This window comes from Streptomyces sp. NPDC015131 (genome assembly GCF_043079975.1).
Classification (GTDB): Bacteria; Actinomycetota; Actinomycetes; order Streptomycetales; family Streptomycetaceae; genus Streptomyces.
The window spans coordinates 614,828-638,343 of the sequence record NZ_JBIBVB010000001.1 but is presented as its reverse complement, the minus strand read 5'-3'; the positions used below and the strand labels follow the sequence as shown (position 1 = coordinate 638,343).

General features: G+C 72.7%; 26 protein-coding genes. 12 read left to right on the top strand and 14 right to left on the bottom strand.

Annotated features, from left to right (window positions below):
• Window positions 1–102: 102 nt before the first annotated feature.
• Together ACF08D_RS02515 and ACF08D_RS02510 are read right to left on the bottom strand one after the other, a co-directional pair.
• Window positions 103–1,089, bottom strand: coding sequence for a fibronectin type III domain-containing protein (locus ACF08D_RS02515; protein WP_392220644.1), 987 nt, complete (start codon window positions 1,087–1,089; stop codon window positions 103–105).
• 82 nt (window positions 1,090–1,171) lie between these two features.
• Window positions 1,172–3,547, bottom strand: a complete 2,376-nt coding sequence (locus ACF08D_RS02510; protein ID WP_392220643.1) for a hypothetical protein — start codon at window positions 3,545–3,547, stop codon at window positions 1,172–1,174.
• Between the two features lie 159 nt (window positions 3,548–3,706).
• Here ACF08D_RS02510 and ACF08D_RS02505 point away from each other — a divergent pair, with 159 nt between their 5' ends.
• The 5 genes from ACF08D_RS02505 to ACF08D_RS02485 all read left to right on the top strand — a co-directional run bounded on the left by ACF08D_RS02505 (window position 3,707) and on the right by ACF08D_RS02485 (window position 7,017).
• Window positions 3,707–4,423: a hypothetical protein gene (locus ACF08D_RS02505; protein ID WP_392220642.1), complete on the top strand. Its 717-nt coding sequence runs from the start codon at window positions 3,707–3,709 to the stop codon at window positions 4,421–4,423.
• A gap of 67 nt (window positions 4,424–4,490) precedes the next feature.
• Window positions 4,491–5,090, top strand: coding sequence for a TIGR03086 family metal-binding protein (locus ACF08D_RS02500; RefSeq protein ID WP_392220641.1), 600 nt, complete (start codon window positions 4,491–4,493; stop codon window positions 5,088–5,090).
• A 33-nt stretch (window positions 5,091–5,123) separates the two neighbouring features.
• On the top strand, window positions 5,124–5,717 hold the full coding sequence (locus tag ACF08D_RS02495; RefSeq protein WP_392220640.1) for an exonuclease: 594 nt from the start codon (window positions 5,124–5,126) through the stop codon (window positions 5,715–5,717).
• Between the two features lie 77 nt (window positions 5,718–5,794).
• Window positions 5,795–6,259 (top strand): hypothetical protein, encoded by a 465-nt coding sequence (locus tag ACF08D_RS02490; RefSeq protein WP_392220639.1) that lies wholly within the window; start codon window positions 5,795–5,797, stop codon window positions 6,257–6,259.
• Window positions 6,260–6,582: 323 nt separating this feature from the next.
• On the top strand, window positions 6,583–7,017 hold the full coding sequence (locus ACF08D_RS02485) for a contact-dependent growth inhibition system immunity protein (RefSeq protein ID WP_392220638.1): 435 nt from the start codon (window positions 6,583–6,585) through the stop codon (window positions 7,015–7,017).
• 88 nt (window positions 7,018–7,105) lie between these two features.
• Here ACF08D_RS02485 and ACF08D_RS02480 read toward each other — a convergent pair whose 3' ends face one another.
• The 9 genes from ACF08D_RS02480 to ACF08D_RS02440 form a co-directional block, all read right to left on the bottom strand.
• Window positions 7,106–7,765 carry a hypothetical protein gene (locus ACF08D_RS02480; RefSeq protein WP_392220637.1) on the bottom strand — a complete coding sequence of 220 codons (660 nt, stop codon included), beginning with the start codon at window positions 7,763–7,765 and terminating at the stop codon, window positions 7,106–7,108.
• A 140-nt stretch (window positions 7,766–7,905) separates the two neighbouring features.
• Window positions 7,906–9,372 (bottom strand): nucleobase:cation symporter-2 family protein, encoded by a 1,467-nt coding sequence (locus tag ACF08D_RS02475; protein WP_392220636.1) that lies wholly within the window; start codon window positions 9,370–9,372, stop codon window positions 7,906–7,908.
• Window positions 9,373–9,646: 274 nt separating this feature from the next.
• Window positions 9,647–11,047 carry an 8-oxoguanine deaminase gene (locus tag ACF08D_RS02470; protein WP_392220635.1) on the bottom strand — a complete coding sequence of 467 codons (1,401 nt, stop codon included), beginning with the start codon at window positions 11,045–11,047 and terminating at the stop codon, window positions 9,647–9,649.
• A gap of 70 nt (window positions 11,048–11,117) precedes the next feature.
• Complete coding sequence (locus ACF08D_RS02465; protein WP_392220634.1) at window positions 11,118–12,518, bottom strand: nucleobase:cation symporter-2 family protein; 1,401 nt, start codon at window positions 12,516–12,518, stop codon at window positions 11,118–11,120.
• Window positions 12,519–12,587: 69 nt separating this feature from the next.
• Window positions 12,588–13,511, bottom strand: coding sequence for a factor-independent urate hydroxylase (gene pucL / locus ACF08D_RS02460; protein ID WP_392220633.1), 924 nt, complete (start codon window positions 13,509–13,511; stop codon window positions 12,588–12,590).
• A gap of 5 nt (window positions 13,512–13,516) precedes the next feature.
• Window positions 13,517–13,921, bottom strand: coding sequence for a hydroxyisourate hydrolase (gene uraH / locus ACF08D_RS02455; protein ID WP_392220632.1), 405 nt, complete (start codon window positions 13,919–13,921; stop codon window positions 13,517–13,519).
• Window positions 13,918–14,433 carry a 2-oxo-4-hydroxy-4-carboxy-5-ureidoimidazoline decarboxylase gene (gene uraD / locus ACF08D_RS02450; RefSeq protein WP_392220631.1) on the bottom strand — a complete coding sequence of 172 codons (516 nt, stop codon included), beginning with the start codon at window positions 14,431–14,433 and terminating at the stop codon, window positions 13,918–13,920. The genes uraH and uraD overlap by 4 nt, the downstream gene beginning before the upstream one ends.
• Before the next feature lie 153 nt (window positions 14,434–14,586).
• On the bottom strand, window positions 14,587–14,964 hold the full coding sequence (locus ACF08D_RS02445; RefSeq protein WP_392220630.1) for a helix-turn-helix domain-containing protein: 378 nt from the start codon (window positions 14,962–14,964) through the stop codon (window positions 14,587–14,589).
• Complete coding sequence (locus ACF08D_RS02440; protein WP_392220629.1) at window positions 14,961–15,251, bottom strand: hypothetical protein; 291 nt, start codon at window positions 15,249–15,251, stop codon at window positions 14,961–14,963. Before ACF08D_RS02440 ends, ACF08D_RS02445 begins: the two co-directional genes overlap by 4 nt.
• 247 nt (window positions 15,252–15,498) lie before the next feature.
• On the opposite strand from ACF08D_RS02440, the gene ACF08D_RS02435 reads away from it, so the two are divergent.
• The 3 genes from ACF08D_RS02435 (at window position 15,499) to ACF08D_RS02425 (ending at window position 18,900) form a co-directional block, all read left to right on the top strand.
• Window positions 15,499–16,338 (top strand): TIM barrel protein, encoded by an 840-nt coding sequence (locus tag ACF08D_RS02435; protein WP_392220628.1) that lies wholly within the window; start codon window positions 15,499–15,501, stop codon window positions 16,336–16,338.
• A gap of 34 nt (window positions 16,339–16,372) precedes the next feature.
• Window positions 16,373–17,263, top strand: coding sequence for a 2-hydroxy-3-oxopropionate reductase (locus tag ACF08D_RS02430; protein WP_392220627.1), 891 nt, complete (start codon window positions 16,373–16,375; stop codon window positions 17,261–17,263).
• Window positions 17,264–17,442: 179 nt separating this feature from the next.
• The gene (locus ACF08D_RS02425; RefSeq protein ID WP_392220626.1) at window positions 17,443–18,900 is read left to right on the top strand and encodes a catalase; all 1,458 of its coding nucleotides are present in this window, start codon (window positions 17,443–17,445) and stop codon (window positions 18,898–18,900) included.
• A 383-nt stretch (window positions 18,901–19,283) separates the two neighbouring features.
• Here the strand turns inward: ACF08D_RS02425 and ACF08D_RS02420 are convergent, their stop codons facing one another.
• On the bottom strand, window positions 19,284–19,739 hold the full coding sequence (locus tag ACF08D_RS02420) for an ArsI/CadI family heavy metal resistance metalloenzyme (RefSeq protein WP_392220625.1): 456 nt from the start codon (window positions 19,737–19,739) through the stop codon (window positions 19,284–19,286).
• A 110-nt stretch (window positions 19,740–19,849) separates the two neighbouring features.
• Here ACF08D_RS02420 and ACF08D_RS02415 point away from each other — a divergent pair, with 110 nt between their 5' ends.
• Genes ACF08D_RS02415 through ACF08D_RS02405 form a run of 3 tightly spaced genes read left to right on the top strand, consistent with a single transcriptional unit; the run spans window position 19,850 to window position 21,407 of the window.
• On the top strand, window positions 19,850–20,230 hold the full coding sequence (locus ACF08D_RS02415; protein WP_392220624.1) for an ArsR/SmtB family transcription factor: 381 nt from the start codon (window positions 19,850–19,852) through the stop codon (window positions 20,228–20,230).
• Window positions 20,227–20,991 carry an aquaporin gene (locus ACF08D_RS02410; RefSeq protein ID WP_392220623.1) on the top strand — a complete coding sequence of 255 codons (765 nt, stop codon included), beginning with the start codon at window positions 20,227–20,229 and terminating at the stop codon, window positions 20,989–20,991. The genes ACF08D_RS02415 and ACF08D_RS02410 overlap by 4 nt, the downstream gene beginning before the upstream one ends.
• Window positions 20,988–21,407 carry an arsenate reductase ArsC gene (locus tag ACF08D_RS02405; protein ID WP_392220622.1) on the top strand — a complete coding sequence of 140 codons (420 nt, stop codon included), beginning with the start codon at window positions 20,988–20,990 and terminating at the stop codon, window positions 21,405–21,407. Before ACF08D_RS02410 ends, ACF08D_RS02405 begins: the two co-directional genes overlap by 4 nt.
• A 26-nt stretch (window positions 21,408–21,433) precedes the next feature.
• Here the strand turns inward: ACF08D_RS02405 and ACF08D_RS02400 are convergent, their stop codons facing one another.
• Together ACF08D_RS02400 and ACF08D_RS02395 are read right to left on the bottom strand one after the other, a co-directional pair.
• Window positions 21,434–22,006 carry a dihydrofolate reductase family protein gene (locus ACF08D_RS02400; protein ID WP_392220621.1) on the bottom strand — a complete coding sequence of 191 codons (573 nt, stop codon included), beginning with the start codon at window positions 22,004–22,006 and terminating at the stop codon, window positions 21,434–21,436.
• Window positions 22,007–22,233: 227 nt separating this feature from the next.
• Entirely contained in the window at window positions 22,234–22,395 is a 162-nt protein-coding gene (locus tag ACF08D_RS02395) for a hypothetical protein (RefSeq protein ID WP_392220620.1), read from the bottom strand.
• Between the two features lie 156 nt (window positions 22,396–22,551).
• Between ACF08D_RS02395 and ACF08D_RS02390 the strand changes: the two genes are divergently transcribed.
• The gene (locus ACF08D_RS02390) at window positions 22,552–23,448 is read left to right on the top strand and encodes an N-acetylmuramoyl-L-alanine amidase (protein ID WP_392220619.1); all 897 of its coding nucleotides are present in this window, start codon (window positions 22,552–22,554) and stop codon (window positions 23,446–23,448) included.
• Window positions 23,449–23,516: the final 68 nt, after the last annotated feature.

The window sequence follows — 23,516 nt, the reverse complement described above, 5'->3', positions numbered from 1 at the left end:
CCGCGCCGGGGGGCGGAGTCACGCCCGGGGGCTTCACGGGTGCTTGCCGGCGCGCCTCTCCGCCCGGGCGAGGGCCTGCCCGGCCACTCTCAGGAGCCGCTGTCAGGGGACGGTGACGGTCCGTTCGGCGGAGAAGTCCCCCCAGGTGCCGTCGGGGAGCCTCGCGCGGAGCTTGACGGTGTGGCGCGTGCCGGGCGGGTCGGTGACGGTGAAGGTGTACGCCGCCCTGCCCGGGGGCGGCGCGGCGCCCCAGACGATGGTGGTGGCGAAGGCGCCGTCCAGGTAGAGCTGGTGCTCCTTCACCGGCGCGCCGGTGTCCGGCGGGGTCCAGGTCAGGGAGACGGCGCCCTTGCGGGCCGTGGCCGTGAGGCCGGTGGGGGCGGTGGCCGGTCCGCCCGCGGGCGCGTCGGCGGTGGTGAGGGTCGCCGGGGGGCTGTCGGGCGAGACGTTGTCGGCGGCGTCGCGGGCCCGGACGGTGAAGGTGTAGCGCGTGCCGGGGCGCAGGGTGGTGAGCCGGGTGGTGGTCGTGGTGCCGGGCACGCTGTGCACCCGTACACCGCCCTGGTGGATGTCGTACGCGGTGACCGCCGTGGCGTCGGTGGCGCGCGACCAGGTGAGGGTCACCGCCCGGCTGCCGTCGGCCGTGCCGCGCAGGGCGGCCGGGCGGGTGGGGGGCGTGCGGTCGTCGGGGACGGCCGGGGGCGTGGTGACCGGCGCCTCGGCGCTGGGTGCGGAGAGGTTGCCCGCCGCGTCCCGGGCGCGGACGGTGAAGCGGTAGGGGGTGGAGGGCGCCAGCCGCTCGACGTCCACCATGTGGCGCGAGGCCGGGACGGTCGCCACGCGCCGCCCGGCGTGGAGGACGTCGTAGGCGGTGACGGCCCGGTCGTCGGTCGAGCGCTCCCACATCACGTGGACCGACGTGGCGCTGCCGGCCTGTGCGGTGACCCCGGTGGGGGTGGTGGGGCGCACGATGTCCGGCCCCCCTTCGCCGTCCGCTCCCCCACCGCCCCCGCCACCGCCGCCCGAGCACGCGGTGAGCAGCAGGGCGGCGGATACGGTCAACGCGGCGGCGGTGAGGGGGCGTCGCACGGCGGCCTCCACGAGCGGTGGGGGGATTGGTCCAGACCTGTATCGCACAGCACCGGTGGCCGCAGCAAGGGTCCGGACGCGATCAACGCCCCTGTTTCCGCGTCCCCTTGGTGCGCCGGGCACCGGACGACGACCGGGCCCGTTCGGCGGTCCGGGCCCGTTTCGCCGCCCGGGCCCGCCGGGCCGCCAGCGCCCGCCGCACGGTGCGCGCCGCGAGGGACGCGACCGCCGGGTCGGGGTGGCTCTCGGCGAGGCCGCTGAGGACCTTCCGGGCGGTGGGCGGGTCGGCGTCGGCGAGGGCCGGTACGAGGGCGGGCGCGCCACCCGGCCAGACCGAGGCCGCCGCGTCGAAGGCGTCGGGCAGTGCCGGGGCGGGAGCGGCGGGGGCGGCTTCCCCGGCGGGGCCGGGGCCGGGTGGGGCTTCGGGGGTGGCTTCCTCGGCGCGGGCGGCCTCCTGCGCGCGGGCGGCTTCCTCGGCGCGGGCGGCTTCCTGCGCGCGGGCGGCCGGGGTGGCTTCCTCGGCCGCGCGGAGGTCCGCCTTGCGGGCCGCGTCGAGGGTCTCCAGGGCCAGGGCCGCCCGGGCGGAGTCCGGGACCCGGGCGGCGTCCACGTCCGTCGCCTCCCCCAGGCCGGTCAGGAGCCAGTGCGCGTGGGCGCCGGTGACCGGGTGGGTGAGCGCGGCGCGCAGCGCCTCGCCCGGGACGTCGGCGAGGGCGAAGCGGGCGAACACGGCGGCGGGGTCGACTCGGTCGAAGTCCGCGGCCCTGATCTCCTCGGCGGCGGCGAGCAGTTCGCCCCAGGCGGGTGCGCCCAGGCCGGCCGTCCAGCGGGTGAGGGTGGCCACGGCGATGTGCTCGGGCCAGTCGGACACGGCGGTGACCACCCGGGCGGCCTCCCACTCGGAGACCTCCTCGTCGTCGGGGGCGGCGACGTGCCCGGCGGCCAGCAGATGCCGCAGCACCGCGCAGCCGAGCGGCGTGAGGCCGTACGCGTCGCCCGCCCGGAACACGCACCCCGTCGCGGCCAGCCGGTCGACGACGTCGGCCAGCGACCGGGCGTGCGCGGCGAGCCGGGCGCGCTCGTCCTCGCCGGGCAGCGGTACGCCGAGGAGGCCGGGCAGCCGGTCGGCACCGGGCATCTCGTACGGCAGGCCCGGCTCCGCCGCCGCGTCGCGGTCCACCTCCACGGGCGCGTCCTCCAGGCCGGGCGCGACCGGGAGGCCGGAGCGTTCGGCGGCCTTGCGCACCACGGAGTCGGGGGTGCCGCCCCGCTCGTAGAGCGCGTACAGCAGGTGGGCCGCGTCCTGGGCGTCCTCGGTGTCGGCCCCGGCGAGGGACCCGGCCGGGGAGTCGGCGCCGGCGCCGATGTCGTCCACGACGCCCGCGAGGATGTCGGCGGCCAGTTCGGTGAGTTCGGCGGGGGTGCCGTCGGCCCAGACGGCGGCGGCGGACGGGGGGAAGCAGCGTTCGGCCAGTTCGCGCGGGACGGTGGCGGAGCCGGTGGCCAGCGCGGCGGGCAGCGGGGCGGCGGGCAGCAGCGCGCGGACGGCCTCCGGGGCGGGCAGGGCGGCCGGCGGGGGCAGCGGGCGCGCGGGGTCGCCGTAGTAGTCGAGGTGCTCACCCAGCAGCCGGTCGGCGAGCGCGAAGTGGGGGATCGACTCGGGGGTGGGCGCCAGCACCGCGTACGGGCCGTCGGGCCCGGTGAGCGCGTCGCCGAGCCCGGCGGCCGTCCAGCGGTCGCTGAGCGCGGTGGCGATCCGGTCCAGTTCGGCGGGGAGTTCCTCGTCGGGGCGGTCGGCGTCCAGGGGCGGGCCGGGCAGCAGCGGGCCGGCCGGGGAGGGCGCCTCCACGTCCCGGGCGAACGCGCCCAGCAGCAGCTCGCCGAGGCGGGCGCGGACGCCGAAGGTGCGCGCGGCGACGTCGGAGCGGTGCAGGGGCGCCGGGAGCGCGGGCCGCTCGGCGCGCGGACGGCCCTCGTGCGCGGCGAGCCAGGCCCGTACGGCGGCGGGGTCGTCGGCGTCGACGGCGTCGGCGCGCAGCAGAGAGGCGTACCAGCGGTGCCAGGTGAGGTTCCACGGGTCGGCCATGGCGCGGCGGTGGTCCGGGAGGGCCGCGTCGACGGCGGCGAGGAGGCGGGCGTGCCGCTTGGCGTTGAGCCTGCCGGACGCCCGGGCGTGGTCGGCGAGCGCGGCGAGGACGGCGGGCACGGCCGCCAGCTCCTCGTCGGTGCCCCAGAACAGGGTGGGCAGGTCCTCGTGGAGCAGGGGGCTCAGCGCGCGGCTCGTCGGCTCGGGCACCCCGGTGCGGCGGTCGGCGCCGCGCAGGGCGAGCAGGGTGAGGACGGCGTCCGCCGTCCGCGCGGGGAGGGGCGCGTCCCCGCGGGCCGCGCGTTCCGCGTTCGCCCGGTCCAGGAAGGCGGCGAGTCCGGTGTTCACGACTGGTGTACGGATCACGGTCACTCGGGGAGCGTATGGGCCGCGCCGGGGTCGGTGCCGCTCGCGCGCGGGTGGAGGGGGCCGTTCAGGCGACGGGGCGGTGGGCGGCGGTCCCGGAGGTCGATTGTCAGTGGGGTGGGCTTCACTGGAGTTGTCACTCTCCGTGACGATCGAGGGGGGACCATGAGCGAGCGTTTGACGTATCTGTCGTTCGCCGGGCTCCGGCAGCGCGGTTGGACGGACGCGATGGTGCGGCAGCTGCTGGGTGAGCCGGACGTGCAGGGCCGGGACCCGCGGCGGTGGTCGGTCGCGCCGGTGCGGCTGTATCTGCTGGCGCGGGTGGAGGCGGTGGAGCGGACGCCGGAGTTCGCCGCCTGTGCCGGGGCGGCGGGCCGGAGCGCGGCGGCGGCGCGGGCGGGGGCGGAGCGCCGGCGGCTGGCGGTGCTCGCGGCGCTGCGGGCGGAGCCGATCCGGCTCCCGGTGCTGCCGCGGGCGGAGCTGGAGCGGCGGGCGATCAGGCACAGACGGCTGTCGGCCCCGGAGGCGGAGTCGGGGTCGGGGTCGGCTGCGGAGGGGCCGGGATCCGGGGCCGGGCCGGGGCCCGGGGCACAGGGGCCGGGTTCCGGGGCGCAGGGGCCGGGTTCCGGTGCGCGGGGGCCGGGGGCGGACGCGCCCGGGACGGGCGGGCCGGCGCCCGGGGCGGTGAGCGCGGAGGCGCTGGTGCGGTGGCAGGTCGACTATCTGGAGCACCTGCTGAGCCGGTACGACCGCCTTTTGGACGGGCTGTTCGGGTCCACCGGCAGGGCGGAGGCCGAGCGGCTGCTGAGGAGGCGGGTGTACGGGGCGATCGCCCGGGCGTACCCGCGCCTGGCGGCGGAGTGCGCGCGGCGGGCGCGGTGAGGGGCGACGATGAGTTTCCGGGGCGCCGGCGGTCTGCCCCGGCATGGACACACAGAGGGAGACGGCCATGCTCGATCTCGGACCCGCCACGCGCCGGGTGGCACGCCTGCTGGACGGTGTGGGCGACGACCGGCTCGGCGGCCCGACGCCGTGCCCCGGCTATACGGTGCGCGAGCTGCTGGGGCACCTGGCGGGGCTGGCGGTGGCGTTCCGGGCCGCCGCGCGCAAGGACTTCGGGCCGGCGACCGACACGGACCCGGAGGCCGCCGGGCCGGTGCCGCTGCCGGAGGACTGGCGCGTCGCGCTCCCCCGGCTGCTGGAGGGGCTCGCCGGTGCCTGGGCGGCTCCGGAGGCGTGGGAGGGCACCACCCGGGCGGGCGGGGTGACCCTGCAGGGCGAGGTGGCGGGCCTGGTCGCGCTGAACGAGGTGCTGATCCACGGCTGGGACCTGGCGCGGGCGACGGGCCAGGAGTACGCGCCGGACGAGGCGTCGCTGGAGGCGTCGTACGCCATGCTGGCCCCGACCGCGGACGACCCGGAGCAGCGCGGTCCGTTCGGTCCGCCGGTGCCGGTTCCGGAAGGGGCGCCGCTGCTCGACCGGGTGATCGGCCTGAGCGGGCGGCGGCCGGACTGGGCCCCGGCGGCGGGCGGCGGGAAATCCGGGTGATCGGAGGCGGGCCGTCTGCCATGCTCACGACCCATGGCACGCCGTATCCGACCCAGTCTGTACATCTCCGTCGACATCGAGGCCGACGGTCCCGTCCCGGGGCCGTACTCGATGCTGAGCCTCGGTGCCGCCGTGGCCGGCCGGCAGGACGCGGAGGGGTACACCGCGGCCGACCCCGAGGCGGACACCTTCTACCGTGAGCTGCGGCCGATCTCGGAGCAGTTCGTGCCGGAGGCGCTGGAGGTGAGCGGGCTCGACCGGGCCCGGCTGCTCGCCGGCGGTGCCGCGCCGGAGCGCGCCATGGGCGAGTTCACCGCCTGGGTGCGCCGGGTCGCCGGGGACGCGCAGCCGGTGATGTGCGGCTACCCGGCACCGTACGACTGGATGTTTCTGTACTGGTACCTGGTGCGCTTCACGGGTGGGAGCCCGTTCGGGCACGCGGGCTGCATGGACATGAAGACGATGTACGCGAGCAAGGCGGGGGTGCCGCTCCGGGCGGTGGCCAAGCGGGCGATGCCGCCCGAGCTGCTGTCCCGGCGCCGCCACACCCATCACGCCCGGGACGACGCGATCGAGCAGGCGGAGATGTTCAGCAACCTGATGGCGTGGCGGGGGCCCGCCGGGTGACCCGGGCCGGGGTGCGGCCCCGGGGCCCGGGGCGCACCCTGGAGGGGGAAACGACCGCGTACCCGTGAGGGGCAGCCATGAGCGGGGCGACCGAGGCCGCCGTGTGGGACACCATCGAGCGCTACTTCGCGCTGCTCCAGGCGCACGCGGAGGCGGACGTGATGCTGCGGGAGATCCTCACCCCGGACTTCCGCACCGGCTTCACGGACGGCCACCTGTGGGAGGGGCCCGACGGCCTGCGCGAGTTCCTGGCGGCCCGGTCGGTCTTCTTCGACGAGCGGCACACGATCCATCAGCTCTCGCCCCCGGAGCGCGCCGAGGACGGCCGCTGGACGTGCCGGACGCGGCTGTCGTTCTTCCTGCGCCGGCTGCCCCCGGGCAGCGCGTTCAGCGACGAGTACACGGGCCTCGCCTGGCACACCTGGCTCCTGGACGCCACGCCCACCTGGCGCGTGGCGGCCCAACTGGTCGACGGCTTCGCGGGATTGAACGACAACGCACGGGTGCTGTTCTCCCGCCCGCAGGAGGGCCTCGACACCTGAGGGCACCGCCCGGCCGGTTCCCGCACCGCCCGCCGGCCCCGGGGCGCCGAATCCACGCGCGCAGCGTTTCCTCGTCCGCGTACCGTCTGCACATGACAAGAACACGCCGACCCGGCCCGTGCCCGCCGAGGCGGTGTTCCCGGGACTCGCCGCGTACCGGGGCCGGACCACGCGCCTGCACCCCAGGCCGGGGCGGCCCGGGGTGCGTGAGAGCCATGTCGGCGGGCCGATGCTGTGGCCGGCCGACGAGCCGTGGCCGGTCTGCCGTGAGCCCCATGGACGCCGGCTCGCACAGCTGGTTGCCCCTCGCGACAATGCACTCCATGAACCGCCTGCTGCACCTCGACCGCACGCTCGACGAACTGGACCCGCCTCGCTGGGCACCTCCGGGTGCTGACGCGACCCGTCTGGCGCGCAGAGTGCACGAGTTGCGGCGGATCCCCCTGGGCGCATTCACCCCTGCGGATCTGCGCACCCTCCTCACGCAGCAGGTGGCGCCGACCCATGTTCTTCCGCTCGCGGTACGCCTGCTGCTCCAGGAGCCGATGCTTGACGCCTACTTCTACGAGGGGGACCTGCTGCTTGCCGCGGTGGACACACCGGTCGCGGCCTGGGCGCTGATTCCGGACCTCGCAGCACAGCTACGCGCCGTGATCGCTGCCCTTCCGGAGACAGCGGTGGCCGGCCTGCCCGACGGCGGTGCCGAGAAGCTGGACCACTTCGTCGCCCGCGCCGACATCGCTCCGCCCATGGGATAGCCGCCACCCCCGTCTACGGCGTCGGCGAAGGGGCCGCGCCGCCCCCGGAGCGCGGCCCCGGGGGCGGACCGCCGCCGCCCCCGCGCTCTCAGGGTCGGCGCACCTCGCGGCGTACCGCGGCCGTCTCGGCGGCGAAGGCGTCGAGGTCCACGTCGGTCGGCGCGGTGTCCGGCGGCAGGGTCCTGCTGACCTCGGCGACCGTCCAGGCGTCGGCCCAGGTGCACGAGGGGGCGACGAGGTCGACTTCGAGGCTCTGGTGGTGGCGCTCCACCACCCGGCAGACCACGGGCTGGTCCGTGCCGGGGGGCACGATCGTCCGGGGGGCGATCAGCGTCCGCGCGCCGTCCCGCTCGTCGAGCACCTCGTCGAGCCGGGCGCGCGCCCGGGCGGGCGCCGGGACGGTGCCGTGGACGCCGGTGACCGTGAGGAGGACGTCGCCCTCGCGCCGGTAGGCGCCGAAGGCGGGGCGTGCGTCCTCCACCTGAGCGGCCATCACTTCCGCCAGGGTGGGGTCCGGGCCGGCCGCGTCGGTCTCGCGGGTGTAGCGGCCGCCGGCCAGGGTGTCCGGCGTCGTCAGCCGTAACGGCCCGCTCTGCTCCACCGGTTGCGTGCCCCGTTGCGTGCCCGGTTGCTTGCCCGGTTCCTTGCCCGGTGTCCCCTGCGGTCCCGCGTCCGTGCCGCCGCCGCAGGCCGTCGCCCCGGTCAGTACCGCCATCGCCACCGCCAACAGCCGTGCTGTGTGCCGCATGTGCCCTCTCCTGTCTCGCTCGCCGGGTGCCCGGGCACGATCGTCCCGGGGCCCTGCCCCGGAGCCGCCATCGTCGCGGAAAAGGGCGTGCACGGCACCCGTGGGTGCCGTGCACGCCCTTCACACCGGGGGCGGAGCCGTCAGTGGACGGGGGCCGTCTTGGCGGCGCGGGTCTCGGAGATCTCCTCGCCCGGTTCCATCGGTGCGGTCACCTCGTCGGCGTCCCGGCCGCCGTTGCCGAGGTGGTTGAAGACGAAGTTGAGCAGGACGGCGGCGACGCAGCCGGTGGAGATCCCGGAGTCCAGGATGATCTTCGCGGTCTCCGGGAAGGCGTGGTAGAACTCCGGCGCCGTGATGGGGATGATGCCCACGGCCAGCGAGACCGCCACGATCAGGACGTTGTTGTCCTTCTCCAGGCCCGCCTTGACCAGGGTCTGGATGCCGCTGGCCGCGACCGAGCCGAAGAGGACGACGCCCGCGCCGCCCAGCACCGGGCGCGGTACGACCGAGATCAACGAGGCGGCGACCGGGGACAGGCCCATCAGGACCAGGAAGCCGCCGCCGGCCGCGACGACGAACCGGCTGCGGATCCTCGTCATGGCGACCAGGCCGATGTTCTGGGCGAAGGCGCTGCACATGAAGCCGTTGAACAGCGGGCTGAGGGCGGAGCCGAGGGTGTCGGCGCGCAGGCCGCCCGCGATGGTCTTCTCGTCGGCCGGCCGCTCCACGATCTCGCCCAGCGCCAGCATGTCGGCGGTCGACTCGGTCATCGACACCAGCATCACCACGCACATCGAGATGATCGCGGCGAGGGCGAACTGCGGGGCGCCGAAGTGGAAGGGCGTCGGGAAGCCGACGATGTCCGCCTCGGTGACCGGGCTGAAGTCGGTGACGCCGAACGGGATGGCGATGAGGGTGCCCAGCACCAGGCCGATGAGCACGGCGATCTGCTTGACGAAGCCCCGGGTGAAGCGCCGCAGCACCAGGACCAGGACCAGGGTGATGGCCGCGAGGGTCAGATAGGTGGTCGACCCGTAGTCGTCCGCCGCCGGGTTGGGGCCCTGGGCCCAGCCGAAGGCGACCGGCAGCAGCGAGATGCCTATCAGGGTGATGACGGTGCCGGTGACGACCGGCGGGAAGAAGCGGACCAGCTTACTGAAGTACGGGGCGGCGATGAAACCCAGCAGACCGGCGACGATGATCGCCCCGAAGATGACGGGGAGGGCGTCGGCCTTGTTGTCGGTGGTGTCGACGATGGCCAGCATGGGGGCGACACCGGCGAAGGTGACACCGTTGACGAACGGGAGTCGCGCGCCGATCTTCCAGACGCCGAGGGTCTGGAGGAAGGTGGCGAGGCCGGCGGTGAAGAGGCTCGCGCCGGTCAGGAAGGTGAGTTCGGTACCGGAGAGCCCTACGGCGGCTCCGACGATCAGGGGCGGGGCCACCACGCCCGCGTACATCGCGGCCACGTGCTGGAGGCCGCTGGTGAACATCTTCAGGGGCGGGAGCGTCTCGTCGACCGGGTGCTTCCGGTTCTCCGGGCCGTCCTCCGCGCCGGTGGGCTCGGTGGCGTCTGCGTCGTTGCGAAACCTGGGCTTGGCGGCCACGTGGGTTCCTCCGGTCGGTTACACGTGCATGGGGACGTGGGTTTCATGGAGGTGTTGCAGGTGTTGCGCCCGGGGGGTGTGCCGACGGCGGATCCGGCACCCTTCACCGTCCCGGGGGGCGCGTACCTCATTGCGGTACGGCACCCCCCGGTGCGGCTGCCGTGGACCCCGCTCGGGTCCACGGCGACCGGTCGAGGGCCGTCCCCCTCGACCGGACTTCGTGGATCGCCCACCCGCGCGCGTGGCGCGGGCGGCGATGCGCGCCCGGGGCCGGTCAGCCCTGGGCGGAGATACGGGCGAGGCGCTGGGCCTCGTCCCGGGTGGAACGCGCGATGGCGTCCTCGTCCACGGTGAGCAGGCGGTTGTTCTCCACGATCTGCTTGCCGTTGACGAAGCTGGCGGTGACCGGGGCCGCCGCGCCGAAGACCAGCGCGGTCACCGGGTCGGCGATGGAGGCGTGGGCGAGCGTGTCCAGCTTCCAGAGCACCAGGTCGGCGAGCTTGCCCGCCTCCAGGGAGCCCACCTGGTCGGCCCGGCCGAGGACCTGGGCGCCGCCGTGGGTGCCCAGGCGCAGGGCCTGGCGGGCGTTCAGGGCCGCCTCGCGGTGGACCGGGTTGAGGCGGTTGATCAGCAGGGCGTTGCGCAGCTCGGTGTGCAGCTCGCCGGACTCGTTGGAGGCGGTGCCGTCGACGCCGAGGCCGACGGGGACGCCGGCCTTCAGCATGTCCGGTACGCGGGCGATGCCGGCGGCGAGGCGCGCGTTGGACGAGGGGCAGTGGGCGACACCGGTCTTCGTACGGGCGAACGCCTCGATGTCGGAGTCGTTCATGTGGACGCAGTGCGCCATCCACACGTCCTCGCCGAGCCAGCCGGTCGACTCGAAGTAGTCGGTCGGGCCCATGCCGAACAGTTCCTTGCAGAACTGCTCCTCCTCGACGGTCTCCGAGCCGTGGGTGTGGAGGCGGACGCCGAGGCGGCGGGCCAGCTCGGCACCCTGCTTGAGCAGTTCGGTGGAGACGGAGAAGGGCGAGCAGGGCGCGACGGCGACCTGGGTCATGGCGTCGAAGGAGGCGTCGTGGTGCTTCTTGACGGTCTCCTCGGTGGCGGCGAGCGCGCCTTCGAGGGTCTCGACGGCGAAGTCCGGCGGCAGGCCGCCGTCCTTCTCGCTGCGGTCCATGGAGCCGCGGGCGAGGGTGAAGCGGACGCCCATCTCGGACGCGGCCTTGATGATCGCGCCGGACAGGTCGCCGGAGTCCTTGGGGAAGACGTAGTGGTGGTCCATGGCGGTGGTGACGCCGCCGCGGGCCATCATGGCCAGCGAGCCCTGGGCCGCCGAGTACGCCATCGGCTCGTCGATCCGCGCCCACGTCGGGTAGAGGGCGACGAGCCAGTTGAACAGGTTGTGGTCGGTGGCGAGGCCGCGGGTGATCCACTGGTAGAAGTGGTGGTGCGTATTGATCAGGCCGGGGGTGACGAGGTGGCCGGTGGCGTCGATGCGCCGTTCGACGTTCTCGAGGCCCTCGGGGGCCTTGCCTGCTCCGATCGACTCGATCCTGTTGTCCGCGATGACGAGGTGACCCGAGGCGTACTCGGTGTCATGGGCGTCGACGGTCGCGATCGCGCAGTTCTCGATCACGATGCGCCGGGGGGCGCTCTGGGCTGCCGAAGGTGCCATGGTGCTTCCTTCTTCTTCTTGTGGCGGGGATCCCTCCGGAGGTGGTCCGGCGGGAGGGCACGGCAGGACCCTAGGAGGATTTGAGTGCCGGGGCCGCATGACGGCTCCGGGTGCCGAGATGGTGGAAGAACAGGTTGAGCAGGACCGCGACGAGCGCCCCGGCGCTGATGCCGGAGCCGAGCACGGTCTGTGCCCAGGCCGGGAACTCCGCGTAGAAGGTGGGAGCGGCGAGCGGGATGATGCCCGCTCCGAGCGCGACGGCCACCAGGATGATGTTGGAGCTGTCGTCCAGGCCGGCCTCGGAGAGCGTACGGATGCCGCTGACCGCGATCGAGCCGAACAGCACGATACCCGCGCCGCCGAGGACCGGCATGGGGACGAGCGAGACGACGGCGCCGAGCACCGGGAAGGCGCCGAGGACCAGGAGGGCCCCGCCGGCGACGGCGACGACATAGCGGCTGCGTACCCGGGTCAGCGAGACCACGCCGACGTTCTGGGCGAACGCGGAGGTGGGGAAGCCGCCGAAGACGGGGCCGATCAGGGTGGCGATGCCGTCGGTGCGCAGGCCGCGGGTGATGGTGCGGCCGTCGGTGCGGCGTTCGCAGATCTCGCCGAGGGCGAGCATGCCGGCGCTGGACTCGGTCATCAGGACCAGCATCACGATGCACAGCGAGAGGATCGCGGCGGGCTGGAACTCGGGGGTGCCGAAGGCGAAGGGCGACGGCAGGGCCGCGACCGGGGCCTCCTTCAGCGCCGCGAAGTCGGCCATGCCGAAGGGGATCGCGGCGAGGGTGCCGATGAACAGGCCGAGCAGCAGGGCGATCTGCCTGAGGAAGCCCTTGCCGAAGCGCTGGAAGAGCAGGATGACGACGAGCGTGAAGGCGGCGAGCGCGAGGTACTTCATGGCGCCGAAGTCGGCGGCGGTCTTGTCGCCGCCCTGCGCCCACCCGACGGGTACGGGCATCAGGGTCACCCCGATGAGGGTGATGACGACGCCGGTGACCAGGGGCGGGAAGAAGCGCAGGAGCCGGCCGAAGAACGGCCCGACGGCGAGGCAGAAGACTCCGGCGACCATCACCGCGCCGTAGATGGCGGGCAGTTGGCGGCCCGGGGCGCTGGTCTCGGCGATGGCGAGCATCGGCGCGATGCCGGCGGAGGAGGCGGCGTTGACGAACGGCAGCCGGTTTCCGGCGACGTTGGTGACGCCGATGGTCTGGAGGATGGTGGCGAGGCCGGCGATGAGCAGGCTCGCGGCGATCAGCCGGGTCATCCCGGCCGCGTCCAGGCCGACGGCCTGGCCGATGATGAGCGGAGGGGTGACGACGCCCGCGTACATGGCGGCGATGTGCTGGAGCGCGGCGGGGACGAGCCGCGAGAGGGGGAGCTTCTCGTCCACCGGGTGGCAGGGGATCTTCTCCGGTGGGGTGGAACACGGGCCGTCTGCTGCCGGCCCCATTGCAGGCTGTGCCATTGCTGTTCCCTCCGGCCCGGTGCCGCCCCGCCCGCTGCGGGCGGGACGGGGCGGTCATCGGCCTGGCAATCAGAGGTTGGTCATGTCGACCGGGATCCGCGGCTCCACACCGTCCCGGAGGATGGTGGCCTCGATGAGGCCGTAGGGGCGGTCGGCCGCGAAGTAGACCTCGTTGTCGTTCTTCAGCCCGAAGGGCTCGAGGTCGACCAGGAAGTGGTGCTTGTTCGGCAGGGAGAAGCGCACCTCGTCGATCTCCGAGCGGTTGTTGATGATGCGCGAGCCCATCTGGTACAGCGTCTGCTGGAGCGAGAGGGAGTAGGTCTCGGCGAAGGCGTGCAGCATGTGCTTCTTGACCTGCTCGTACGACTTCTCCCAGTTGGGCATCTTCTGCTCGTCGTCGGTCCAGTTGAACCGCCAGCGGCCGGAGACCTGGGTGGCCAGGATGCGGTCGTACGCCTCCTGGAGGGTCGTGTACTTGTCCTTCACGTACCCCCAGAACTCCGAGTTGGTGGAGTTCATCACGACGAGGTCCTTCAGGCCCGAGATGACCTGCCACTGCTCACCGTCGTAGGTGATCTCGGAGACGCGGGTCTCCTGGCCCTTGCGGACGAAGGAGTGCTTGACCTCGTCGGCGCCGATGAACTTGGAGTTGGCGTCGGAGGTCTCGATGCGCTCCCAGGAGTACTCCTCGATGCGGATGCGCGCCCGGTGGATCGGCTCCTGCGACGTCACGAAGTGACGGGCGAGGTGGATGCCGAACTGCTCGGCGGACTCTATGCCGTACTCCTTGGCGAACGCGTACACCGTGTTCTTGGTGGTGTCGGTCGGCAGGCAGTTGGCGTTCGAGCCGGAGAGGTGGACGTCGCTCATGTCGCCGGAGAGGGCGACCGAGACGTTGAGGTCCTTGATGTGGTGGGTGTCGCCGTCCCGCGTGATCTTGACGACGCGGTTCTCTGCTTTGCCGTACTGGTTCTGGCCGAGAATCGTGGGCATGTCTGCTAGCTCCCTCGGTAAACGGAGTAGCCGAACGGGTTGAGCAGCAGCGGTACGTGGTAGTGCTCGCCCGGGACGACGGCGAACGTGATCGCCACCTCCGGGAAGAACGCGCCGCTGTCCCTTACGCGGGGGGCGTCCTGCTGCGCCTCGGCTTGCTTCACTGTGTTGATGGAACCCGTGAAGTACGCCTCGGTCTCGAAGTCGAGGCGTACGTGGGTGGTGCCTTCCGGCAGGGCCGGCAGGTCCTTGCAACGCCCGTCCGCGTCGGTCGCCGAGCCGCCGAGCGCCACCCAGTCCGCGCCGGCGCCACTGCGGGCCGACAGGCTGATGGAGACGCCCTCGGCGGGGCGGCCGATGCTGGTGTCCAGGATGTGCGTGGACACCGACGCGGTGGTCTCGGTGCTCATGCGGCGCTCTCTTCCTCTGCGAGACGGGTCAGCCGGATGCGGTTGATCTTGCCCAGTTCGGTGCGGACGATCTCCCGCTCCTGCTCGGGCGTGTGGTCGATCCGGGTGCGGACCGCGTCGCGCATCTGCTCGCCGGTCCTGCCGGTGGCGCAGATGAGGAAGACGTGGCCGAACTTCTCCTGGTAGGCCAGGTTCAGTTCGAGCATCTCCGCCTTGAGCTCCTCGGAGGCGCCGGCCATTCCGCTCTGTTCGCGGGAGGAGGTCGGGTCGCCGGGCTTCGGGCGGCCGATCGGCGGGTGGCCCGCCATCGCCTCGGCCAGGTCCTGGGCCGTCAGCTCGGCCATGGCGGCGTCGCTGGCGAGAAGGAGGGCCTCGGTGGTGGCGTACGGGCGCTGGGCGAGCAGTTTGCTCCCCCACGCCGAGCTGGCACACACCTCGTGCAGGGCTGCGAGCGCGTCGCTGTCCGCGGAGGTGTTGAACCGGGTGAGGCCCGGTGTCGTACTCGAAGTCACGGGAGCCTCCGTGGCTGTTTTCCTGTGCTGTGGACGGGCTGCGGATAGCTAACGCCCTTGCCCGACGCGACGTCAACACTTTGTTGAAACTTCGGTGACACAAAAGCCGCCGTCCCGGTATCCGGACGGCGGCCGACTGCGCAGGGTGCTCATTCACTCACTCTTCGCGGCGTTCTCCCTGTTCAAGTAGTTGTAGACGGTGAAGCGGCTGACCCCGAGGGCCCCGGCCACCGTCTCCACCCCGTGCCGGACGGAGAAGGCCCCACGTGCCTCCAGGGTACGGACGACGGCCTGTTTGGTCTTGCGGTCGAGTTCGGCCAGCGGTCTGCCGTGCCGGCGCTCCATCGCGGCCAGGATGTGGTCCAGCGAGTCGGCGAGCTGGGGCAGTCGTACGGCGAGGACGTCCTCGCCCTCCCAGGCGAGGACGACGTCGTCGGCCGTGGCCTGCTCCGGCCCCAGCAGCCGGCCGCCCATCGCGTCCACCAGCGGCTTCACCGCGGCGACCAGGGGGTGATCTCCGGGCTCGGTCACTGGTCGTCCCTCCCGGCCGCCCCGGCTCCCCCGGGCTCCCCGGCGTCGCCCACCACGTTCACCTGCAGCGACACCCGGGTGGCCCCGGCGCCCAGGGTCTGCCGGAGGAGGGCGTCGACGGCGGTGAGGACCGCGTCGGCGCCGCCCTCGGCCGTGTTGCCGAACGGCCCCACGTCCACGGCGTCCAGGTCGGCCGCCTGGATGACCTCGCGGGCCACCACCGCGTGGGCGGGGGCCTCGTCCAGGTCGAAGGGTTCTGTCGTGAACTCCACTCTCAGTCGCTGCATGCCCCCACGGTATGCAATGGCGGTGGCGCCGTGCGACGGACCGTCGCGGCGGGCCGGGGAGCAGGTCACGGGGGTGCGGGGGCGGGCGGCGCCTGTAGCGGCGTACAAGCGCGGGGTGCCGGTTTCGGGGCATCGCCCGGACCGCGCCTTTTTTGCGGGGCGCTCTTGACAGCCCTCACCCACGGCAGGCAATCTTCCGTTAAGCAGAAACGAACTTCCGCAATACGGAAGGAGCGCCGAACCCCTCATGGGATACACGGACCAGCGCTTCAATGTGAACCTGTCGATCCTCTTCACCGAGCTCCCGCTCCTGGAGCGCCCCGCGGCCGCCGCCGCGGCCGGCTTCACCGCGGTCGAGCTGTGGTGGCCCTGGATCGAGACGCCGACGCCCGACCAGAGCGAGCTCGACGCCCTGAAGAAGGCTCTGGAGGACGCCGGCACCCAGCTGGTCGGCCTGAACTTCTACGCGGGGCAGCTGCCCGGCCCCGACCGCGGCGCCCTGTCCGTCCCCGGTGAGGAGTCGGACCGCTTCCGCGCCAACATCGAGGTGGCCGCCGGCTTCGCCGCCTCCGTCGGCTGCAAGGCGCTCAACGCCCTGTACGGCAACCGCGTCGACGGCGTCGACCCGGCCGCCCAGGACGAGCTCGCCCTGGAGAACCTGGTCCTGGCGGCCCGTGCGGCCGACCGGATCGGTGCCATCCTGCTGATCGAGGCGCTCAACAAGCCGGAGTCGCCGCGCTACCCGCTGGTCAGCGCCCCGGCCGCCATCGAGGTCGTCGACAAGGTCAACGCGGCCACGGGCCTTGGCAACGCCAAGTTCCTGCTGGACCTGTACCACCTGTCGATGAACGGCGAGGACCTCCCCGAGGTCATCGAGAAGTACACCGCCAAGACGGGCCACGTCCAGATCGCCGACAACCCGGGCCGCGGCGCGCCGGGCACCGGCGACCTCGACCTCGCCGGTCTCCTCGACCTCCTGAAGAAGGCCGGTTACGAGGGCTGGGTCGGCCTGGAGTACAAGGCCGGCGACCGCCCGAGCGCGGAGAGCTTCGAGTGGCTCCCGCGGCCGCAGCGCGCGGCCAACTGACCTCACGTACAACAGTTTTGAGAGAGGTACCCTCATGAGCACGCTCCCGAAGATCGCCTGGATCGGTCTCGGCATCATGGGCTCGCCCATGTCCGAGAACCTGCTGAAGGCCGGCTACTCGGTCACCGGCTACACGCTGGAGCAGGACAAGCTGGACCGGCTGGCGAAGGCCGGCGGCACGGCCGCGAAGTCGATCGCCGAGGCCGTCGCCGACGCGGACGTGGTCATCACCATGGTCCCCGCGTCCCCGCAGGTCGAGGCCATCGCGTACGGCCCCGAGGGCATCCTCGAGAACGTGAAGCAGGGTGCCCTGCTGATCGACATGTCCTCGATCACCCCGCAGACCTCCGTCGACCTGGCGAAGGCCGCGGCCGACAAGGGCGTCCGCGTGCTGGACGCCCCGGTGTCCGGCGGTGAGGCGGGTGCCATCGAGGCGGTACTGTCGATCATGGTCGGTGGCGAGCAGGCCGACTTCGACACCGCCAAGCCGATCCTCGAGGCGCTGGGCAAGACCATCGTCCTGTGCGGCCCGCACGGCTCCGGCCAGACGGTGAAGGCCGCCAACCAGCTGATCGTCGCGGTCAACATCCAGGCGTGCGCCGAGGCCGTGGTCTTCCTGGAGAAGTCCGGCGTGGACCTCACCGCCGCCCTGGACGTCCTCAACGGCGGTCTGGCCGGCTCCACCGTCCTGACCCGCAAGAAGGACAACTTCCTGAACCGGGACTTCGCCCCCGGCTTCCGGATCGACCTGCACCACAAGGACATGGGCATCGTGACCGACGCCGCCCGCAACGTCGGCGCCGCCCTGCCCGTGGGCGCCGTGGTCGCCCAGCTGGTCGCCTCCCTGCGCGCGCAGGGCGACGGCGGCCTGGACCACTCCGCCCTGCTGCGCGCCGTCGAGCGTCTCTCCGGCTCGCAGGTCTGAGCCTTCCGGCTCCCCAGATTTCCGGGCGGCGTCGTCGCTGACACCTGTCCTGTCGCGCCCAGGCGGCGGCGCCGCCCGGAACACCCCTTCTTCACTTTCAACAAACTGTTGACGTGAGCTCGGAGGCGTACTTACGCTCCTCGCACCGCCAGCAGCCCCGTACGTATCGGAAGGTCACGATGTCGAAGCGCGTGCTTACGACCGAGTCCGGCGCCCCCGTCGCCGACAACCAGAACTCCGCCACCGCCGGCGTCGGTGGCCCGCTCCTCCTCCAGGACCAGCACCTGCTGGAGAAGCTCGCCCGCTTCAACCGTGAGCGCATCCCGGAGCGTGTGGTGCACGCCCGTGGATCCGGTGCGTACGGCTACTTCGAGGTCACCGACGACGTCACCGCCTACACCAAGGCGAACTTCCTGGGCGAGGTCGGCAGGCGCACGGAGCTGTTCCTCCGCTTCTCGACCGTGGCCGACTCGCTCGGCGGCGCCGACGCGGTGCGGGACCCCCGCGGCTTCGCGGTGAAGTTCTACACCGAGGAGGGCAACTACGACCTCGTCGGCAACAACACCCCGGTGTTCTTCATCAAGGACCCGATCAAGTTCCCCGACTTCATCCACTCGCAGAAGCGCGACCCGTTCACCGGCAAGCAGGAGCCGGACAACGTCTGGGACTTCTGGGCCCACTCCCCCGAGGCCACCCACCAGGTCACCTGGCTGATGGGCGACCGCGGCATCCCGGCCTCGTACCGCCACATGAACGGCTACGGCTCGCACACCTACCAGTGGACCAACGAGACGGGCGAGTCCTTCTTCGTCAAGTACCACTTCAAGACGAACCAGGGCATCCGCTGCCTGTCGGCCGAGCAGGCCGCCGAGGTGGTCGGCAAGGACGCCAACTCGCACCAGACCGACCTGCTCCAGGCCATCGAGCGCGGTGTGAACCCCTCGTGGACCCTGTACGTGCAGATCATGCCGGCGGCCGAGGCGGCGGACTACCGCTTCAACCCGTTCGACCTCACCAAGGTGTGGCCGCACGCGGACTACCCGCTCCAGCGCGTGGGCCGCCTGGTCCTCGACCGCAACCCGGACAACGTCTTCGCCGAGGTCGAGCAGGCCGCCTTCTCGCCGAACAACTTCGTTCCCGGCATCGGCCCGTCCCCGGACAAGATGCTCCAGGGCCGCCTCTTCGCCTACGCGGACGCCCACCGCTACCGCCTCGGTGTGAACCACACCCAGCTGCCGGTGAACGCCCCCCGGGCCACCGTGGCCGACAACTACGGCCGGGACGGTCTGATGGCCACCCGCTACGGCTCGCGCCACGACAAGAACTACGAGCCCAACTCGTACTCCGGCCCGGCGCAGACCGACGCGGCGCTGTCCGCCCCGATCGCCGTCGCGGGCTACACCGGCACCCACGCCGCCCCGCTGCACGTCAAGGACGACGACTTCTTCCAGGCCGGTGAGCTGTACCGGCTGATGTCGGAGGAGGAAAAGTCCCGCCTCGTCGCCAACATCGCCGGCGGCCTGTCCCAGGTCTCCCGCGACGACGTCGTCGAGAAGAACCTCGCCCACTTCCACGCCGCCGACCCGGACTACGGCAAGCGCGTCGAGGAGGCCGTCCGCGCCCTGCGCGAGGACTGAGACCCGGCGATACCCAGACCGCGTACGGCTCCTGACGGGAGGTCGGCAGCCGTACGCAGTCCGCACCGCGGGCCCGGATGAGGGGTGGCCAACGGTACGGACAGCGTGAGGACCGCGGCGGTGGCGTGCCAGTGCGGTGGTGAGGAGTCCCGGCCCCCTTCTTGACCTGAAGGAAGGCCGGCCGGAACTCCGTCGCCGCCGCCGCGGTCCCAACTCCCACCTCCCCCAAGCACCCGTCCGGCGGCGCGAACGTCCTGTCGCGCCAGCCTCGCGCCGTCGGACGGTCACCAGCCGCGCGAAGCGCGGCGACAACCCCAGAGCGAGAGCGCGGAGTTGCGGTTTACGGTCCCGCAACTCCGCGCTCTTCCCTGTGCCCGCGCACATCAGCCACCGCAGCGGCAGCCCACGGCTGCCTCCGCGCCGGCGACGCCGTGCCCGGCGCCCGCCGCGGTGCCGGCCTTGCCCAGCGTGTCGGCTTCGGCCTTGACGACGTACACCTCCCAGGGCTCCTTGCCCGGACCGTGGACCCACACCTTGTCCTGCAGGGCATAGCAGCAGGAGGTGTCGTTCTCCTCGGAGGTGGCGAGACCCGCCCCCTTCAGGCGGGTGGCGGCGGCGGTCACCTCCGCGGTGGAGGCGACCTCGACGCCGAGATGGTCAAGGCGGGTGTCGTCGCCCGCTTCACCTTCGACGAGCACCAGCTTGAGCGGAGGCTCGGTGATCGCGAAGTTGGCATATCCCTCACGGCGCTTCGCCGGCCCGGCCCCGAAGAGCGTGGAGTAGAAGGCGATCGAGGCTTCGAGGTCGGCGACGCGCAGGGCGAGCTGAACGCGGGACATGGCGGTCTCCCTTCCGGTAACAGCTGCATCGACTCCGGAAACAGTCTGTATCGACGGTTGTCGATATGGTCGACATTGCCACCGGATTAGATGGCTGTCAACATAGAGCCATGTCGAAACAAGCTGGTCCACGGCTGCCCGGCCCGGACGACGCGGTGTGCTGTGCTCCGATGGTCCGCGAGCCACTGGGCGAGGAGACGGCCGCCGAGCTGTCGCGGATGTTCAAGGCGCTGTCGGACCCGGTCCGGCTGCGACTGCTGTCCCTGATCGCCTCGCACGAGGGCGGGGAAGCGTGTGTGTGCGACCTGACCGGCCCGTTCGACGTCTCCCAGCCGACGATCTCCCACCACCTGAAGGTGCTGCGGGACGCCGGGCTGGTGGAGTCGGAGCGGCGCGGGACGTGGGTGTACTACTGGGTGCTTCCCGAGGCCCTCGCGCGGCTTTCCGCGCTGCTCCAGGCCCCGCCGGCACCCTCGCAGGTGCCGGCGTGACCGGCCCCGCGCCGCTGGGGCGCCGGGCGGTGGCCGAGGGCCTGGGCACGGCCGCACTGGTCACGGTGGTGGTCGGCTCCGGCATCCAGGCCACCGAGCTGACCCGCGACGCCGGGACGCAACTGCTGGCGAACTCCCTGGCCACCGTCTTCGGGCTCGGGACGCTCGTGGCGCTGCTCGGCCAGGTGTCGGGGGCGCACCTCAACCCGGTGGTCACCCTCGCCGCGTGGTGCACGGGCCGCCGGGCCGGCGACGGCACCGCCCTGCGCAATGTCGCGGCGTACGTCCCGGCGCAGGTGGCCGGGGCCGTCAGCGGCGCGGTCCTGGCCGACGCCATGTTCGGCGGACCTCTCGTCCGCTTCTCCACGCACGACCGGTTCGCCGCCCACCTGTGGCTGGCCGAGGTGGTGGCCACCGCCGGCCTGGTCTGGCTGGTCTTCGGCCTGGCGCGGGCGGGCCGGGCGCACCTGGCACCCGCGCTGGTCGCCTCCTACATCGGCGCCGCGTACTGGTTCACCTCCTCCACCAGCTTCGCCAACCCCGCCGTGACGATCGGCCGGGCGTTCACCGACAGCTTCGCCGGTATCGCCCCCACCTCCGTACTGCCCTTCCTGGCAGCCCAGTCGGCCGGTGCCGTGGTCGGCCTGGGCCTGGTCGCGGCCTGCTTCGGCCGCCCGGCCCGGGTGGTGGAGGACGAGGCCCTCGAAGCCCCTCGCACCGCCCCCGCCCGCCCCCGAGAAGAAGGTGCCCCGACCCTATGAGCACATCCGCCGTTCCGTCCGTGCTGTTCGTCTGTGTGCACAACGCCGGGCGCTCGCAGATGGCCGCCGCCTTCCTCACCCGCCTCGGCTCGGACCGGGTCGAGGTCCGCTCGGCAGGATCCGCCCCGGCGGACGCCGTGAACCCGGCCGTCGTCGAAGCCATGCGGGAGGTGGGCATCGACATCGCGGCCGAGACCCCCAAGATCCTCACGCCCGAGGCGGTCCGGTCGTCGGACGTGGTGATCACCATGGGCTGCGGCGACGCCTGCCCGTACTTTCCCGGCAAGCGGTACCTGGACTGGCGGCTGGAGGACCCGGCCGGCCAGGGGGTCGCCGCGGTCCGGCCGATCCGCGACGAGATCGAGCGGCGCGTCCGCGGCCTCCTCGCCGAACTCGGCGTCGCGGCGGCCGCATAGGCACCGGGCCGCGGGCGGCCGTGCCGTCAGTGGACGACGTCGAAGACGTTCTTCTGCAGGCCGTTGGCGTACGTCTCGTGCTCCACCAGCTTCAGCCGCTGCGTGTCCTTGTCCGTGGCGCTGAACAGCCGCTTGCCCGCGCCCAGGAGGAGCGGGAAGACCAGCAGGTGGTAGCGGTCGATCAGGCCGGCGTCCGACAGCGACTGGTTCAGCGTGGCGCTGCCGTGCACGATGATGGGGCCGCCCTCGGTGCGCTTCAGCGCGGCGACCTCGTCCAGCGAGCGCAGGATCGTGGTGTCGCCCCAGTCGGTCACCAGCTCCTCGTCGGTGAGCGTGGTGGAGACGACGTACTTCGGCATCGCCCGGTAGCCGGCGAAGTCCTCCATGGCCGGCCACACCCGGCTGAACGCCTCGTAGCTGGCCCGGCCCAGCAGCATGGCCGTGGCCTCCGCCTGCTCCCGCCCCTTGATCTCGTACGCCTCGGGCAGGAAGTCGACCTCCTTGAAGGTCCACCCCGTGTTCCGGTAGCCCGGCTCGCCGCCGGGGCCCTCCATCACACCGTCGAGGGAGATGAAGGCGGTGCTGATCAACGTACGCATCGGGGGTCCTCCGTGTGGTCGCGGCGCTGTTCCTCAATCTACGGACTACGACCCCGCCCGGCGCGGAAACTCATCGGCGGCACCCGATTGTCAGTGGTGCCTCCTACCGTGGAACACGTCCTTGTTCGCGCTGTCGGCTGCTGCGCGCTGCGGACCGATCGGCCCCGTCCGGAACAGCGCCCGGACGGGGCCGGCCGTTCACGCACCGGCCGTGCCGACCGCGCCGGTCAACCGGAAGCGGGGTCGATCAGTTTGTCCAGAGCCCTCCTCACCGCCTCGTACGCCGCCGCCGACATCTCGTCCGGCGCCTGCTGCTCCTGCCGCCGTGCCCAGTCGCGGGTGGCCCTGATGCGACGGAGCAGTTCGTCCGCGTCCACTACCTCAGCCATGAGGTCCGGGTACCCACGAATCCCCCGGTGCGCGCATGGGTGGCCGTTACACAGGGTGGGTATCACCGAACTGTACGTGCACCTCCGAACCTGTCTCCCGTCGCCCAGAGGAGCTCCGAAAGGGGGGCCATGGCGTGGTATCCCGCTGCGACCCGGATGGAGTTGCAGCCAGAGTCGGACGGCCAGCCGGCGATCCGGCCCACACAGTTCATCCTGCACAGCATCGCCGCTCCCTGGACCGCGCGGCGGATGTACGAGTACTGGCGCGACAGCTCGAACCTGGAGTCCCACTTCGGGCTCGGGTACGAGGGCGACCTCGGGCAGTACATCGGCACCGAGACCCGCGCGGACGCCAACTACCAGGCCAATCGCCGCCCCGACGGCACCGGGGCGGTGTCCGTCGAGACCGCGTCCAACCTCCAGCACACCGACCCGTGGACCGCGAAGCAGGTCGAGCAGCTGATCCGGCTCGGGGTGTGGCTGCACCAGCGGCACGGGATTCCGCTGCGGATCTGCCGCAGCGCGTCCGACCCCGGCTACGGCTACCACCGGCTGCACGCGGCCTGGTCGAGCGGCGGCACGACCTGCCCCGGGGACGCGCGGGTGCGGCAGTTCAGGAACGTCGTCTTCCCGGGCATCGTCGCCCGGGCGAACGGCACGTCACAGGAGGATCCCATGCCGACCGTCATCAACGAGACCCAGGAGGGCGGCCCCACCCTCGTCCCCCACACCTACAAGCAGCTGGCCATGGCGAACGACGCCGCGCTGCTCCAGGGGCCCTGCGCGTACTCCGCGACGACGTACGCCACCGTCCGGGGCCAGGCCGGGACCCGCGTCACCGTGCGGTTCTACGACGACAACCTGAGCACCAAGCACCGCTCGTACGACCTGCCGATCGACTGCGGCACCATCGGCCCCGACGGCGTGCTGAACGTCGCCGTCACCCGTAACGGCGTCCTGGACGGCCGGGAGGTGTTACGGGTGGAGATCAAGGCCGACCGCTCCGCCGCGGTGTCCTGGCGGGTGCTGCGGGCGCTGCGCTGGTCGTCCTGAGCGCGCCGCGGCCCCGGCCCGTACGCGCGACGGCGAAGGCCCCCGCACCGGTCTCCCGGGCGGGGGCC

Coding starts and splice junctions, on each gene's coding strand:
- pucL (WP_392220633.1), bottom strand. CDS start 13,511: ATGCCCACGATTCTCGGCCAGAACCAGTACGGCAAAGCAGAGAACCGC.
- uraH (WP_392220632.1), bottom strand. CDS start 13,921: ATGAGCACCGAGACCACCGCGTCGGTGTCCACGCACATCCTGGACACC.
- ACF08D_RS02425 (WP_392220626.1), top strand. CDS start 17,443: ATGTCGAAGCGCGTGCTTACGACCGAGTCCGGCGCCCCCGTCGCCGAC.
- ACF08D_RS02400 (WP_392220621.1), bottom strand. CDS start 22,006: ATGCGTACGTTGATCAGCACCGCCTTCATCTCCCTCGACGGTGTGATG.
- ACF08D_RS02395 (WP_392220620.1), bottom strand. CDS start 22,395: ATGGCTGAGGTAGTGGACGCGGACGAACTGCTCCGTCGCATCAGGGCC.
- ACF08D_RS02435 (WP_392220628.1), top strand. CDS start 15,499: ATGGGATACACGGACCAGCGCTTCAATGTGAACCTGTCGATCCTCTTC.
- ACF08D_RS02470 (WP_392220635.1), bottom strand. CDS start 11,047: ATGGCACCTTCGGCAGCCCAGAGCGCCCCCCGGCGCATCGTGATCGAG.
- ACF08D_RS02500 (WP_392220641.1), top strand. CDS start 4,491: ATGCTCGATCTCGGACCCGCCACGCGCCGGGTGGCACGCCTGCTGGAC.
- ACF08D_RS02485 (WP_392220638.1), top strand. CDS start 6,583: ATGAACCGCCTGCTGCACCTCGACCGCACGCTCGACGAACTGGACCCG.
- ACF08D_RS02420 (WP_392220625.1), bottom strand. CDS start 19,739: ATGTCCCGCGTTCAGCTCGCCCTGCGCGTCGCCGACCTCGAAGCCTCG.
- ACF08D_RS02440 (WP_392220629.1), bottom strand. CDS start 15,251: ATGCAGCGACTGAGAGTGGAGTTCACGACAGAACCCTTCGACCTGGAC.
- ACF08D_RS02405 (WP_392220622.1), top strand. CDS start 20,988: ATGAGCACATCCGCCGTTCCGTCCGTGCTGTTCGTCTGTGTGCACAAC.
- ACF08D_RS02415 (WP_392220624.1), top strand. CDS start 19,850: ATGTCGAAACAAGCTGGTCCACGGCTGCCCGGCCCGGACGACGCGGTG.
- ACF08D_RS02465 (WP_392220634.1), bottom strand. CDS start 12,518: ATGGCACAGCCTGCAATGGGGCCGGCAGCAGACGGCCCGTGTTCCACC.
- ACF08D_RS02390 (WP_392220619.1), top strand. CDS start 22,552: ATGGAGTTGCAGCCAGAGTCGGACGGCCAGCCGGCGATCCGGCCCACA.
- ACF08D_RS02495 (WP_392220640.1), top strand. CDS start 5,124: ATGGCACGCCGTATCCGACCCAGTCTGTACATCTCCGTCGACATCGAG.
- ACF08D_RS02430 (WP_392220627.1), top strand. CDS start 16,373: ATGAGCACGCTCCCGAAGATCGCCTGGATCGGTCTCGGCATCATGGGC.
- ACF08D_RS02490 (WP_392220639.1), top strand. CDS start 5,795: ATGAGCGGGGCGACCGAGGCCGCCGTGTGGGACACCATCGAGCGCTAC.
- ACF08D_RS02505 (WP_392220642.1), top strand. CDS start 3,707: ATGAGCGAGCGTTTGACGTATCTGTCGTTCGCCGGGCTCCGGCAGCGC.
- ACF08D_RS02480 (WP_392220637.1), bottom strand. CDS start 7,765: ATGCGGCACACAGCACGGCTGTTGGCGGTGGCGATGGCGGTACTGACC.